Source organism: Mumia sp. ZJ430, from assembly GCF_011751845.1.
Taxonomy (GTDB): domain Bacteria; phylum Actinomycetota; class Actinomycetes; order Propionibacteriales; family Nocardioidaceae; genus Mumia.
On the sequence record NZ_JAAHFK010000003.1, the window covers coordinates 740,962 to 754,554 of the forward strand.

Here is a 13,593-nt window from a genome sequence, read left to right on the forward strand (position 1 = left end):
ACGACCCCGAGCGACCCCCGGCACCTCACTCCTCCGGCGTGGTCGTGGTCGTCGGCGTCGTGGTCGTCGGCGTCGTGGCCGTCGGCGTCGTGGTTGTCGGCTCGGGCGGCGTCGTGGTCGGGATGTCCGCGGGCGACGGCTCCGACGCCAGGTCGAAGGCGACGTAGTCGGCGACAGCGATCGTGCCGTCGGGGTTGAAGTTGACCGGCTGCAACCCGACCGGACGCCCGTCCCGGTAGGTGATGAGCGTCGTCTGTGCCTGCCGACGCAGCTTGCTGCCCAGCGCGAACGCGAATGCGGCACCGCCGGTGCTCGCGTTCGTGTACGAGACCGTACGACGTCCGTCGGGTGCCGTGGTCACCGTCGGCCCGCGCTGCACGTGGAGGTGGCCGGACAGGACGAGGTCGACGCACCCGGAGGCCGCGACCTCCTCCCCCGTCGTCGGGCTGTGCACGACGACCGTGCTGACGTCGCCGTCGTCGCAGGCGGTCTCCGTGAGCTCCTTGCCCTGCTCGCGGATGGACGTCGAACCCTGCTCCCAGCCTGCCGTCAAGCCGGAGCTGCGGGGGTCGCTGTAGCCGAGGAAGCGGATGCCTTCGACGTCGGTGGGCTCGCCGTCGAGGACGGTGAAGCCCTCCTTCTTCATCTGCTCGGCGACGAAGTCGCCCTCGTCGTGGTTGCCCGCGACAGCGACCGTCGGGATGTCGCGGAACTGGCGTGCGAGCGAGCGGATGCTGAACCCCTCCCACGAGGCACCGGTCGACGTGTCGTCGCCGGCGTCGATGAGCAGCGACGCATCGACCTCGTCGGCCACGGCCCGGACGACCGAGTCCATGCCGACGTTGTCGTGACGGTCCGCGACGAGCACTGCGACGATCTCGCCCTCCGCCGGCTGACGCAGCTGCGAGGCGATCTCGGGTACGCGGTCCTTCATCGCACCGTAGAACTTCACCGACGTGTCGTACGTGGTGATCGCGGACTCGACGATCGCGCGGCTGGCATCGGTGGCACTGCCCGAGGAGATCTCGACGGCGCCGAGGTCGAGGTCGTCAGGGATCTCGGGGTACACCTCCTCGATCGGCCGCCACCGCTTGTCGGCGACCTCCTCGACGGCCGGCTGCGGCCACGTGAGGAGGACGAGCGCGAGCACGCCCGCGAGCGCGAACGCGACGAGCGCCCGTACGGGTGAGTGGGGAGCCTGGCGACGACGGAAGGCGCCCCGGACGCGCGCCGCGATCTCGTGGCGGCGCCGCCGGCCGACGAGCATCCACACGGCCATGAGAATGAGGACGACCGCGAGGCCGGCACCGAGACCACGCAGGGCGGACGCCACCGCGACGTCACGTACGACCGTGCGGATCTGCTCGACCTCAGCCTCGGGCTGCGACGCGATCACGGCGTCGCGGGCGACGAGCTCGTCGAGGCTGTCGGCCTCGGTGTCGCCGATGTCGATCGAGACGCCGACCCCGAGCGGGGCGTCGATGGGCATCCGGATCTGCGGGAGGACGGATCCGAAGTCGAGCGTCGCGTGGCCGTCGAAGGTCGGGGTCACGACACCGGAGTGGGCACCGACGAGCACAGTGCGGTGGGCGTTGGTGAACGTCGCCAGAGCGACGACGCTCGCGACCGCGAGCCCGACGGCGACCAGGAGGACGACGGGGATCCAGCGGCGACGGCGACGGGCGATGACGGTCGAGGGATCGGCGGGTACGGGAGACTCGTTCGGCACAGACATCGCCTTCAGTCTGTCGCATCGGGCAACGGCGCGTCAGCGACGGGCGTCGCATCTCGGGCACCTGCACAACTTGGACTGGCGCCCAAGATGTGACGCACCTAACATTCCGGGTCAAGTGGAGGGACCTGGACGAAGGGCGGGACGCGATGAGAGCGAGCAGCAGACGGAGCAGAGGGCTCCCGAGACGAGGCATTGGTGCGATCGCGGCAGCGGTGGCGCTCACGGTCGCGGCGGCGGGTGCGCCGGCCGCCGCGCAAGGCGAGTGGTGGGAGCCGACGAACCCGCCCGCAGTCGAGTCCGAGGTCAACGTGACGGGTGCACCGTTCACCGGCACCGCCCCGAACGGCGACGTCCGCGGGTTCGTCGACGCGCACACCCACATGTTCTCCGACGAGGGCTTCGGCGGGCACGCCGTCTGCGGTGAGACGTTCGACCCGCGGGGCATCGCGGCCGCACTGCAGGACTGCGACGGCCACGGCGCCTCGCTGCTGGAGAACCTCACGAACTCCGTCAAGGGCGCCGGGCCGCTCGACAAGCACGACACGACGGGTTGGCCGACGTTCCCCGAGTGGCCGACGTACTCGTCCTTCACGCACCAGCAGATGTACTACAAGTGGGTCGAGCGGGCGTGGCGCGGCGGCCAGCGGATCATGGTCAACGACCTCGTCTCCAACACCGGTCTCTGCACGATCCTCGGTGTCGTCGCAGGGCCGAACGAAGCACCGTGCAACGACATGGACGCGGTGCGGCGCGAGGCGCGCAAGACCTACGCGCTCCAGGACTACATCGACGGCCAGTACGGCGGCGCGGGCAAGGGCTGGTTCCGTGTCGTCACGACGCCCCAGCAGGCCCGCAGCGTCGTCGAGCAGGGCAAGCTCGCGGTGGTGCTGGGCGTCGAGGTGTCCGAGCCGTTCGGCTGCAAGCAGGTCCTCGGGGTCGCACAGTGCAACAAGAGCGACATCGACCGTGGCCTCGACGAGCTCAAGGGCCTCGGCGTGAGCAGCATGTTCCTCTGCCACAAGTTCGACAACGCGCTCTGCGGCGTGCGCTACGACGCCGGCACCACAGGGCTGATCGTCAACGTCGGGCAGTTCCTCACCACCGGCACCTGGTGGAACCCGCAGCCGTGCAAACCGGGTCAGACGCCCGACAACACGGTCATCGGAGGGGTGATCCCGAAGGAGCTGTCGATCATTCCGGGGTTGCCGGCCGTGCTGCCCGTCTATCCGACCGGGCCTCACTGCAACCCCCGCGGGCTCTCGGACCTCGGCGAGTATGCGCTCAAGGGCATGATGCAGCGCAACATGATGGTCGAGCTGGACCACATGAGTGCCAAGTCGGCCGACCGTGCGTTCGAGCTCATGGAGGCGTCGGGCTACCCCGGTTCCCTCTCGAGCCACAGCTGGCTCGCCGGCACGTCGACGGAGCGGCTCTACAAGCTCGGCGGCTTCGCGACGCAGTACGGCCACTCGGTCGGTGAGTACGTCGCCGACTGGCAGGCGACCCGCTCGCTGCGCGCGAAGTACGGCGTCGGGTACGGCTACGGGACGGACATGAACGGCTTCGGAGGCACACCCGCTCCCCCGGCGAACGACGGCCAGAAGATCACGTACCCGTTTACCTCCGTCGATGGCGGCGCGGTGCTCGACCGGCAGCGTACGGGTCAGCGGGTGTGGGACTACAACACCGAGGGCGTCTCGCACTACGGCATGGTCCCCGACTGGATCGAGAGCCTGCGCCGCACGGCCGGGTCGGCGATCACCGACGACCTCATGGCCGGCGCGCAGTCCTACCTCGACACCTGGAACGCCTCGGCGACCTGGGCTCGTGGAGTCAACCTCGCCGGCGGGGCAGCGGCAAGCGCGAGCTCCACCGAGTGGACGGTGCTCGGTCGCTTGAAGCCGGCCCAGGCGGTCGACGGATCGCTGTCGACACGGTGGGCCAGCCGGTGGGGCCACGACGACGAGTGGTTCCAGGTCGATCTCAACACCGCACGGCAGGTGTCGCGGGTGACGATCGACTGGGAGGCGGCGTACGCACCTCGCTACCGCGTGGAGGTGTCGACGAACGGGAGCACGTGGAGCACGGCCGCGACCGTGGACGCCTCGAACGGCGGGTCAGACACGGTGATGTTCACGCCGCGGTCGGCGCGGTACGTGCGGGTGCAGGGGGTGAGTCGCGCGACGGACTACGGGATCTCGATCCGAGAGCTCGGCATCTTCAGCTAGTCCGCTCGCGAGGCTTCGGTTTTGTGCACCGAGCGACGGGTATCCGCGTCGCTCGGTGCACGAAAGCGGCGCCTCGTCCGACGCAGCCGTCAACGGCACGGCGAGGGAGCCTGCGCACTCGCGAGCCACCGTCGCACGTCCTCGCGTGAGCCCAGGGGGTGTCGCCGATGGCACGCGTCCAGGTGGTCTACGAATCGATCTGGGGCAACACCGAGGCCATCGCCAGAGCGATCGGTGAAGGGATTGCCGTACGCCTCGGCAACGACGCCGTCACGATCGAGGAGGCGTCCCCGCAGGTCACGCTCGATCCGGACATCGAGCTGCTCGTCGTCGGAGGTCCGACCCACGCGTTCGGGATGTCGAAAGCGGCGACGCGCAGGTCGGCCCAGACCGCGGCGCGACCTTCGACACGCTCACCGTCTCGGCGGCCAAGAAGGCGCTCAAGCGCCTTGTCCACCGAGCTCGCCGCGTGCGTACCGCAGTGACTCGCGAGCGTCAGGGCGCGTCGATGCGGTCCAGCCACTTGCGGGTCGACCCGACCGTGAGCAGCAGCTGGGTCGCACGCGTGAGCACGACGTACAGCGTGCGCCACCCCGCGACGGACTCAGCGACGATCTGGTCGGGCTCCACCACGAGCACCGCGTCGAACTCCAGGCCCTTGGTGTCGAGACCGTCGAGCACCCGTAGGCGCTCGAACTCCTCGCGCTCCTCGGACAATGCCTCCGTCAGCTCGTCACGACGGGCGGACGGGACCACCACGGCGACCGAGCCGTCGACCGCGCCGAGCAGGTCGCGCACCCCGCTGCGGACCTCGGCGTGCAGCAGGTCCGGCGAGACGATCTCGTGGCGCGGCTCCTGGCCCGTACGACGCACCGCGTCCGGAGTGTCGGCGCCCGGGATCGTCGCGTGCGCGACCGCTGCGGCCAGGTCGTAGATCTCGGCCGAGTTGCGGTAGTTCGTGGACAGCCGGAAGAAGTGCTCGTCCTTGCCGTCGAGAGCTGCCGCCCGCGCCGCCGCGGCCTCGTCGGGGTACGGCCAGGACGACTGCGCCGGGTCGCCGACGATCGTCCAGCTCGCATACTTTCCGCGACGTCCGAGCATCCGCCACTGCATCGGGGACAGGTCCTGGGCCTCATCGACGAGCACGTGCGCGTAGGAGTCGTCCTCGATCGACTGGGTCGACCGCTGCTTGCGCACGGACTGGTCCTCGCGCTCGAACGACATCAGCTGCTTGACGTCGTACGGGTCGTCGTCGGCGTCGGCCGGCGGCACCTCGCCGAGCAGGTAGCGCAGCTCGTCGATGAGCGGCACGTCCTCGATCGACGGCACGCCGTCCGCCTCCTGCCAGGCGCGCGCGAGCAGCTCGATCTCCCCGCGCTTGAGGACGCCATCGGCGTAGCGGCGCAGGACGTCGATGTCGGCGAGCGACTCCCACACGTCGACCGCGTCGAGCGGCGGCCACCACGCGGCGGCGAACTCGAGGAACGCGTCGTCGCCGGTGAGGACCTTGTCGAACTCGTCGCGCTCCTTCTCGAGCGCGCGCTCACCCTCGACCTGTGCCCAGAGCGCGTCGAGCAGCGTCTTCTGGACGCGCCCGTACGCACGGTTGCGCTGCTGCCCAGAAATGAGCTGGCGGCGCAGCCGGTGGAGTGCGGCGGCGTCGAGGCGCAGGACGTCGTCGCGGTAGAAGTAGCGGAACCCGGTCGGCTCCCCCGGCTGCGCGGCGCGCGCGGCACGGGTCAGGACCTCGAGCATGCGGGCGGAGCCCTTGACGGCCGCCACGTCGGCGGGGTCGTGCGCGCGCCCCGAGACGCCGTCGACGACCTCCCCGAGCGAGCGCAGCGTCACGGACGTCTCGCCGAGGCTCGGAAGGACCCGCTCGATGTAGTTCATGAAGACGCCCGACGGCCCGACGACGAGCACGCCGCCCGACTCGAAACGGCGACGATCGACGTAAAGAAGGTAGGCGGCGCGGTGCAGCGCGACGACGGTCTTGCCCGTGCCCGGCCCGCCGCCGATCGTGGTGGCGCCGCGGCTGGGTGCGCGGATCGCCTCGTCCTGCTCCTTCTGGATCGTCGCGACGACCGAGTGCATGGACGCGTCACGGGCGCGCGACAGGCTCGCGAGCAGCGCTCCCTCGCCGACGACCACCATGTCGTCGGGGGCGTGGTCGCCGTCGAGCAGGTCGTCCTCGACCCCGACCACGGTCGAACCGCGGCTGCGCAGCACGCGCCGCCGCACGACGCCCGCCGGGTCTTGCGCGGTCGCCTGGTAGAACACCGACGCCGCGGGCGCCCGCCAGTCGATGAGCAGCACCTCGCGCTCGGCGTCACGGACACCGATTCGGCCGATGTAGCGCTTGTCGCCGTCGAGGAGGTCGAGGCGACCGAAGACCAACCCCTCGTGGGCGGCGTTCAGCGCGGCGATGCGCTTGGACGCTTGGTAGACCATCGCGTCGCGCTCCACCAGCCCACCCTCGTGGCCTACGTGCCCGCGCGCGTAGCCCTCTCGGGCCAGCGCCTGCGCCGCCTTCGTCGACTCCTCGAGACGTCCGTAGACGACGTCGACGTATGCCTGCTCGTCAGCGATCTCACGCTGCTCGGCCGACGGCTGGGTGGGGTGCTCTGGCACGTTGCTCCTCGTTCGCGACACCAGGGACAGAACTGTCAAGTGTATCGGGCCGTCTGGCATTCCCTGCGTCGTCCCGGCATGGCCCCCACATCGCCCTCGCCGTGCCTGTACACACGGTCTCTGCGACGGTGTAGCCATGGTCGAGTTCCTGACCGACACCGCCGTTCTTGCCATGCTGCGGGCCCGCGATGCCGTGCAGTGGATGAAGGACGCCGCCGTCGCGGCGCACCGCGGACAGCTCCATGCGCCGGCCCGCATCCGGGCCGACATCGGCGCCGGCTCATTGGTCGTGACGGCCGGGCACCTCGACGGTCACTGGTACGGCTACCGCGCGTACGACACCTTCGGCCTCGTCGCCGGCGACCAGGTCGTCGTCGTCCACGACGCGGAGCTCGGACGGGTCCACGCGATGGCCGTCGGCGCCGAGCTCGGCCCGCGTCGTACGGGCGCGATCGGAGGCGCCGCCGCCGACACGCTCGCGACCGCCGACGCGTCCCGCCTCGCGCTGATCGGCGCGGGCACCCAGGCCTGGACTCAGCTGTGGGCGATCGACGCCGTACGGGATCTCTCCGAGGTCCGCGTGTTCACCCGCGACCCCGTCCATGCGGAGGGCTTCGCGCGACGCGCCCGCGAGCAACTGGGGCTCGACTGCACCCCGAGCCGCTCGGCCCGCGACGCGGTCGACGGCGCCGACCTCGTCGTCTGCGCGACGCCGAGCAACGAGCCGGTCCTCGCGTACGACTGGCTGACGCCCGGCGCGTACGTCGCCACGCTCGGCCCCAAGCAGATGGGGCGGCACGAGGTCGACGCCGAGTTCCTCGAGGCCGCTGACGTGGTCGTCACCGACTCGCGCGCCCAGGCGCTGGAGCACGACCCGCCGACCACCGTCGTCGGCACGCGCGTCGAGGACCACCTCCAGGAGTTGGGGGCGGTCCTCGACGGGGCCGCGACGGGACGGACCTCGCACGACCAGGTGTGCGTCTTCTACTCGGTCGGCCTCGCCGGCACGGAGCCCTACCTGCTGGCGAAGCTCACCGGGCTCGCCTGACGCGGACGGTCAGGACGCCGAGGCGATCCAGGTGTCGGGCCCGAAGACCTCGTAGTGGATGCGCTCGGCGGGGACGTCGCGCGCGACCAGCGCATCGCGCACGCCGAGCATGAACGGCAGCGGCCCGCACAGGTAAGCCGTCGCGCCGGCCGGGAGCTCGACCGACTCGAGATCGACCCGTCCCGCACGGACACGCCCCTGAGGCTCGCGTGTGCCGAGGTCCTCGTACCAGGTGTGCAGCGTGGCGCCAGGGATGCGCGCGACCAGGGCGGAGAGCTCGGCGCGGTGGGCATGTCGGGCAGGCGTGCGGTCAGCGTGGATGACCTCGACGCGACGCTCCGCACGCGCGCTCGCCAGGTGGTCGAGCATGCCGAGGATCGGCGTGACACCGATGCCCGCCGAGACCAGGACCAGAGGCTCGGCCGAGTCGTCGAGCGTCAGGTCGCCGAACGGGAGCGAGACGCGGACGCGGTCGCCCTCGAAGAGGTTGTTGTACAGGTGGTTGGACACCTCCCCGGCCGGCTGCGGGGTGCCGTCGGGCGCGTTTGCGGGGATCCGCCGCACGCCGATGCGCCAGGCGCCGGAGCCAGGCGCGGCCGACAGGCTGTACTGCCGGATCTGATGGGCGCCGTCGGGCAGCTCGACCTGCACCGACACGTATTGCCCGGGCAGGAAGTCCGGCAGCGCCAGGCCGTCGGGATCCGCGAGCGTGAAGGCGACGGTGTCGGTGGAGACGAGCTGACGGTCGGCGACGACGAGCGTGCGCCAGACGTCGCCCGACTCCACACCCGCCGTCTCGTACAAGCCCTTCTCGGCGGCGATCAGGGCGTCCGCCATGTGCCAGTAGACCTCGTCCCAGGCCGCGGCCACCTCGGGTGTGACGGCCTCACCGAGCACCTCCACGATCGCAGCGAACAGGTGCTCGTGCACGATCGCGTACTGCTCGGGCAGGATGCCGAGGGACGCGTGCTTGTGCGCGATCCGCGACATCAGTGCCGACGCCGGCGTCGCGTCCGGGTCGACGAGGAGGGTCGCGTACGCCGCGATGGCACCGGCGAGCGCACGCTGCTGGTCGCCCTGCGCCTGGTTGCCACGGTTGAACACGTCGCGCAACAGCTCGGGATGGGCGGCGAACATCCGTCGGTAGAAGATCGGAGTGATCTCGCCGATCGCGCCGCCGACGGCGGGCAGGGTGGCGCGGACGACCTCGGTGGAGGTGGCAGACAGCATGGAGCTCCCTTCGTAGGGGTGGAAGCGGCGCCGGGTGGGCCGCGGAGCCGGTGACGGCGAGGTCATCGCGCCGCCAACGTGAGGAGGACGGTCCCTGTCGGGTGGCCGGCGATCTCGGCCATCGTGTGTCCGTCGAGGGTCGTGAAGAAGGCCTCGCGCGCCTGCGCGAGGAGACCGCGCAGGCGGCACGCGTCGCGCAGGGGGCACGGAACGCCGCCCTCGCAGTCGACGACCTCGCCCACCCCCTCGAGCTGACGCGCGAGCCAGCCGACGGACGTCTCGCGTCCGGCGTCGGTCAGCGAGAGACCGCCGGTACGACCGCGTCGGGTCTCGACGACTCCGAGCGAGGCGAGGCGGGCGACGACCTTGGCAGCGTGGGTCGGGGAGACGTCGATCTGAGCGGCGACATCCTGCGTACGCCTCGTCTCGCCGGCGGGGAGCACCGCGAGGCCCATCACGATCCGGAGTCCCAGATCGGTGAACTGCGCCAGCTGCATGGCACGACGCTACTTAAATCGGAATCTGGAGTGCAAGATATGGCGGCGTCGGGAACGTCACATCGACGCTCGTACGACCTACGCCTCCGCGGGAACGTTCAGCAGGGTCAGCAACCGTCGTCGCAGCGCCCCGAACGCCGGGGCGTCGGCGGCGCGAGGATGCGGGAGCGAGACCTCGATCTCCTCGATGAGCCGGCCGTCCTCGAGGACGAGCAGGCGGTCCGCGAGCAGGACCGCCTCGTCGACGTCGTGGGTCACGAGGAGTGCCGCGAAGTCGTGCGCGGTCTGGAGCTCGCGGAAGAGCCGCTGCATCTTGAGGCGGTTGAGGGCGTCGAGCGCGCCGAACGGCTCGTCGAGCAGCAGCAGCTCGGGCCGTCGGACGAGCGCACGGGCGATCGCGACCCGCTGGGACTGCCCGCCCGAGAGCTCGCCGGGCCACGCCCGCTCGCGATCGGCCAGGCCGACCTCGGCCAGCGCCGCCGAGACCCGCTCCGCCACGTCCGCGCCCCGCACGCCGAGTGCGACGTTGCCCGCGACCCGCTTCCACGGGAGGAGCCGGTGCTCCTGGAAGACGACCGCGTGGGACGACGGCACGTCGAGCTCGCCGGTCGCCTCGTCGTCGAGCCCGGCGAGGATCCGCAGCAGCGTGCTCTTGCCGGACCCGCTCGCGCCCAGCAGCGCGACGACCTCGCCGCGCTCGATGTGCAGGTCGATCCCGTCGAGCACGACCGTGTCGCCGAAGCTGCGGCGTACGTCTCGCGCCGCTACGAAGCCTGCAGTCCGCGTCGCCACGACAGCGCCCTCCTCTCGGCTGCGCGCAGCGCGACGTCGGACAGCAGCCCGAGCACCGCGTACGCGAAGAGTCCGAGGAGCACGATCTCCGTCTGGGAGAACTCGCGCGCCTCCATCATCATGAAACCGAGCCCCGAGTCGGTGTTGACCTGCTCGCCGACCACCAGGCTCAACCAGCCCGCCGCGAACGCGAGGCGCAGCCCGAGGAACAGCGACGGCATCGCCCCCGGGATCACCACGTGGCGGACACGTCCGAGTGCCGACAGGCCGCAGGTCCGGGCGGCCTCGACCAGACGTTCGTCGATGTTGCGGATGCCGGCGTAGAGATTCAGATAGATCGGGAAGAACGCGCCGAGCGCAACCAGCGTGATCTTGAGCGGCTCCCCGATGCCGAGCCAGATGATGAGCAGCGGGACGAGACCGAGGTGCGGGAGCATCCGCGCCATCTGGACGGTCGGGTCGACGAGCGCATCACCGACCCGCAGGAGCCCGGCGAACGCGCCGAGCACAAGCGCGAGACCACCTCCGATCGCCAGGCCGATCACGGCGCGCGTCAGCGACTCGTACACGTGCGCGGGCAGGCTGCCGTCCTGCGTCAGACGCCAGCCCGCTGCGAGGACCTCGCTGGGCGGCGGCAGCTTGTCCGGAGACAGGATGCCCGTACGGGCGAGGAGCTCCCACGCGCCGACGAGGAGGAGCGGAGTGGCCAGGCGAAGGCGGCGGAGCCGCGCGTCCGTACGGGAGCGCCTGCGCGCGGACCCCGTACGAACGACTGCGGCCACCACGGGCTCCGCGCCCACCCCGGACTGTGCGGGTGCGGGCGCGGATGCGGCCAGCGGTGCTCGGCTCACTCGAGGATGTCCGAGTAGCGGTCGTCGACCCGACCCGCGATGTCGACCGGACCGGGGATCAGCTCAAGGTCGGCGAAGCCGTCGGCGATCTCCTGGAGCTCGGCACCGATCTCCGGTGTGAGCGCGGCCAGCGGTTGGGCGCTGCGTGCGAGGGCGCGCGTCGTGGTGTCGAGCGGGATCTTGAGCTCCGGCGCGAGAAGGTCCGCGCGCTCCGTCGGGTGAGCAAGGCCCCAGTCGGTCGTCTCGCGGTACGTGCGGAGGAACTCCTCGATCTGCTCGGGCTTCTCCTTCAGCGCCTCCGGGGTCACGAGCACGTACTCGCGGTTGTTCGCCAGGCCGGTCGCGTCGACGAGCACCTTGACGCCCGGCTGCTCGGCGAGCGCGAAGTAGGGGTCCCAGATGATCCAGGCGTCGACCTGGTCGTTGTCGAAGGCCGGTCGTGCCTCGGCGGGCTTGAGGTACTTGACGTCGATGTCGTCGATCGTCATGTCGTTGGCCTCGAGGAGCTTCACGAGCAGCCAGTTGACGTTGGAGCCCTTGTTGAGCGCGACGGTCTTGCCCTTGAGGTCCTTGAACGTGCTGAAGCCGCTCGCCTCCTTGACGAGGACCGCCTCGCCCTTCGGGACGGGCGCGGACGTCGCGATGATCGTGAAGTCGGTCTTGCCGGCGGCGGCGAAGATCGGCGGCGCCTCACCGGTCTGGCCGATGTCGATCGCGCCAGCCTTGAGCGCCTCGGTCAGCGCCGGGCCGCTCTCGAACAGCGACCACTTCGCGTCCGGCGCCGCATCCTTGGCCTTGACCAGGCTCAGGCCGCCGAAGCGCTGATAGCCGACGTTGAGTGGCTCGTCGGCGTCGGCCTCCTCCGCGCCGCCGCAGGCCGACAGCCAGCTCGACATCAGCAGCGCGACGGCGGCGGTCAGGGTGGCGGTGGTTCTGCGCATGGGGGGGGTCCTCGGAGGATCGGGGCGGAGCAACGGCGGTCAGTCTTCCGAGGGCCGCAGGGTCGGGCCAGGGTTGCGCTCGCCCCGACATAAAAGGGGACCTCGACGGGCGTGTTTACGTTCCTGACACACTGTCGTCACCGTCACCGTCACGGTCTCGTACGAGGCGCCGAGCGCGAAGAAGCTGCACCTGAGGGTCGTCAACAGCGGTGACCCGCGGCGAAAACCCTCATCGTTTCGCACGGTTACGGTTCGGAAACAGGGTTCCTCTTCACTGATCGTCGGCCCTACGCTGAGCGGCGCACGCCAACCCCGGCGAGCACGATCCCCGCCGAGGAATACCGCGTGCGCCGCACCCTTGTCCCTGCCCTCGCCGTCGCCTTGTTGCCGTTCACAGCGATGGCTCCCGCCCACGCCGGTGTCTCGACACCCTCAGTCATCACGCCCATGAGCGGCCCCGTGACCTTCACCTTCGAGCTGACCGAGCCGATGACCGCCGCGCTCCTCGAGATCCGCCGGACCAGCTCGGCCACCGTCGTGGCATCGCAATCGCTGGGTGACCTCGCCGCCGGGAAGGCCTCCGCCACCTGGAACGCCCGAACGGCGGCAGACGAAGCAGCTGCGGACGGCTCGTACGTGGCCACGCTGCGCGCTGGCGGGAGCGAGACTCCGGTCGCGGACCAGGCGACCGTACGCGTCAACCTCGTCGCCCCCAAGGCCAGCACGGCTCCGACGATCTCGGCGACCAGCGTGTTCCCGTGGACCGACGGCTACCGCGACGCGATCACGATCAACGGCCCCGCACCGACGACGGAGGTGGGAGCCAACGCGTTCGTGGAGGTGGTTAACGCCGCGGGTACGGTCGTCTGGTCTACCCGCGGCTCGTCGGTGCGCTGGACCGGTCGTACGAGCAGCGGCAGCCTCGCACCCGCCGGCTTGTACCGCGTCCGCTCCCGCTTCGTCGACGCAGACGGCCTCACCGGCCACAGCCCGACCCGCAACGTCGCCGTGTCCGCCAAGCGACTGGTGACCCGCACGGAGAACGACACGATCTCGCCGCGCCGCTATGCGATCACGCACTACGTCGGCAAGTGCGGCAAGATCTTCACCCCCGCACGCAAGGGCAAGGCCTGGAAGAAGTCGGTCGGGGTCGCGAGCCGCCACAAGTGCAAGGGTGGGAAGGTCTCCGGCCTCACCGAGGCGCACTTCGGCGCCTGGTGGCCGAACGCGTACGACGTGCGTTCGGTGAAGCTCGAGGTGGTCGGCGCCGGACACACGCGCAACAAGCGCAACTGGGCGGTCGGCTACGTCCTCGGGAGCAACGGCAAGCTCGCCAAGGACCGCCGCCTCTCCCACCGCTCCGGCAAGCGGACCCTCGTCTCGGCCTCCGGCGCAGCAGCCCGCTCGTACTTCTCGGGTCGCCACGAGCTCTACTGGGGCGTCGCCGCGTTCGAGGGCAGCCGGTACGACATCAAGTCGTTCCGTCTGAAGGTCGTCTACCGCACGCTGGTCGACCCGAATGCCCGCGTCGCGGGTGCCGCGGGCGGCGTGCAGCCGCTCGGCTGACCTCCCGCCGTGCGCACCGAAGGCAAAGTTCGCTAACGTGACGCCCTCGTCCGCCGACCCCGCGGCGGACATGT

Annotated in this window: 11 protein-coding genes; 4 read left to right on the forward strand and 7 right to left on the reverse strand. The window is 70.7% G+C overall.

Annotation, left to right across the window (positions count from 1 at the left end; all coding sequences use genetic code 11):
- Window positions 1-25: 25 nt before the first annotated feature.
- Entirely contained in the window at window positions 26-1,735 is a 1,710-nt protein-coding gene (locus tag HCT63_RS15725) for a metallophosphoesterase (protein ID WP_167006826.1), read from the reverse strand.
- A gap of 212 nt (window positions 1,736-1,947) precedes the next feature.
- Between HCT63_RS15725 and HCT63_RS15730 the strand changes: the two genes are divergently transcribed.
- Window positions 1,948-3,963, forward strand: coding sequence for a discoidin domain-containing protein (locus tag HCT63_RS15730; protein ID WP_208322461.1), 2,016 nt, complete (start codon window positions 1,948-1,950; stop codon window positions 3,961-3,963).
- 167 nt (window positions 3,964-4,130) lie between these two features.
- Window positions 4,131-4,448: a flavodoxin family protein gene (locus HCT63_RS15735; RefSeq protein ID WP_167006831.1), complete on the forward strand. Its 318-nt coding sequence runs from the start codon at window positions 4,131-4,133 to the stop codon at window positions 4,446-4,448.
- 10 nt (window positions 4,449-4,458) lie between these two features.
- On the opposite strand, the gene HCT63_RS15740 is transcribed toward HCT63_RS15735, so the two are convergent.
- Window positions 4,459-6,594 (reverse strand): UvrD-helicase domain-containing protein, encoded by a 2,136-nt coding sequence (locus HCT63_RS15740; RefSeq protein WP_243843061.1) that lies wholly within the window; start codon window positions 6,592-6,594, stop codon window positions 4,459-4,461.
- 136 nt (window positions 6,595-6,730) lie between these two features.
- Between HCT63_RS15740 and HCT63_RS15745 the strand changes: the two genes are divergently transcribed.
- The gene (locus tag HCT63_RS15745) at window positions 6,731-7,642 is read left to right on the forward strand and encodes an ornithine cyclodeaminase family protein (protein WP_167006837.1); all 912 of its coding nucleotides are present in this window, start codon (window positions 6,731-6,733) and stop codon (window positions 7,640-7,642) included.
- A 9-nt stretch (window positions 7,643-7,651) separates the two neighbouring features.
- Here HCT63_RS15745 and HCT63_RS15750 read toward each other — a convergent pair whose 3' ends face one another.
- The 5 genes from HCT63_RS15750 to HCT63_RS15770 form a co-directional block, all read right to left on the reverse strand.
- Entirely contained in the window at window positions 7,652-8,872 is a 1,221-nt protein-coding gene (locus HCT63_RS15750) for a globin domain-containing protein (RefSeq protein ID WP_167006840.1), read from the reverse strand.
- 62 nt (window positions 8,873-8,934) lie between these two features.
- A complete protein-coding gene (locus HCT63_RS15755) occupies window positions 8,935-9,369 on the reverse strand; it encodes an Rrf2 family transcriptional regulator (RefSeq protein ID WP_167006843.1) in 435 nt (144 codons plus the stop codon).
- 78 nt (window positions 9,370-9,447) lie between these two features.
- Complete coding sequence (locus tag HCT63_RS15760) at window positions 9,448-10,161, reverse strand: ABC transporter ATP-binding protein (RefSeq protein ID WP_167006846.1); 714 nt, start codon at window positions 10,159-10,161, stop codon at window positions 9,448-9,450.
- Window positions 10,134-10,943 (reverse strand): ABC transporter permease, encoded by an 810-nt coding sequence (locus tag HCT63_RS15765; RefSeq protein ID WP_208322462.1) that lies wholly within the window; start codon window positions 10,941-10,943, stop codon window positions 10,134-10,136. The genes HCT63_RS15760 and HCT63_RS15765 overlap by 28 nt, the downstream gene beginning before the upstream one ends.
- A gap of 65 nt (window positions 10,944-11,008) precedes the next feature.
- On the reverse strand, window positions 11,009-11,953 hold the full coding sequence (locus HCT63_RS15770) for an aliphatic sulfonate ABC transporter substrate-binding protein (protein WP_167006852.1): 945 nt from the start codon (window positions 11,951-11,953) through the stop codon (window positions 11,009-11,011).
- Window positions 11,954-12,298: 345 nt separating this feature from the next.
- Here HCT63_RS15770 and HCT63_RS15775 point away from each other — a divergent pair, with 345 nt between their 5' ends.
- On the forward strand, window positions 12,299-13,519 hold the full coding sequence (locus tag HCT63_RS15775) for a FlgD immunoglobulin-like domain containing protein (protein WP_167006856.1): 1,221 nt from the start codon (window positions 12,299-12,301) through the stop codon (window positions 13,517-13,519).
- Window positions 13,520-13,593 lie beyond the last annotated feature (74 nt).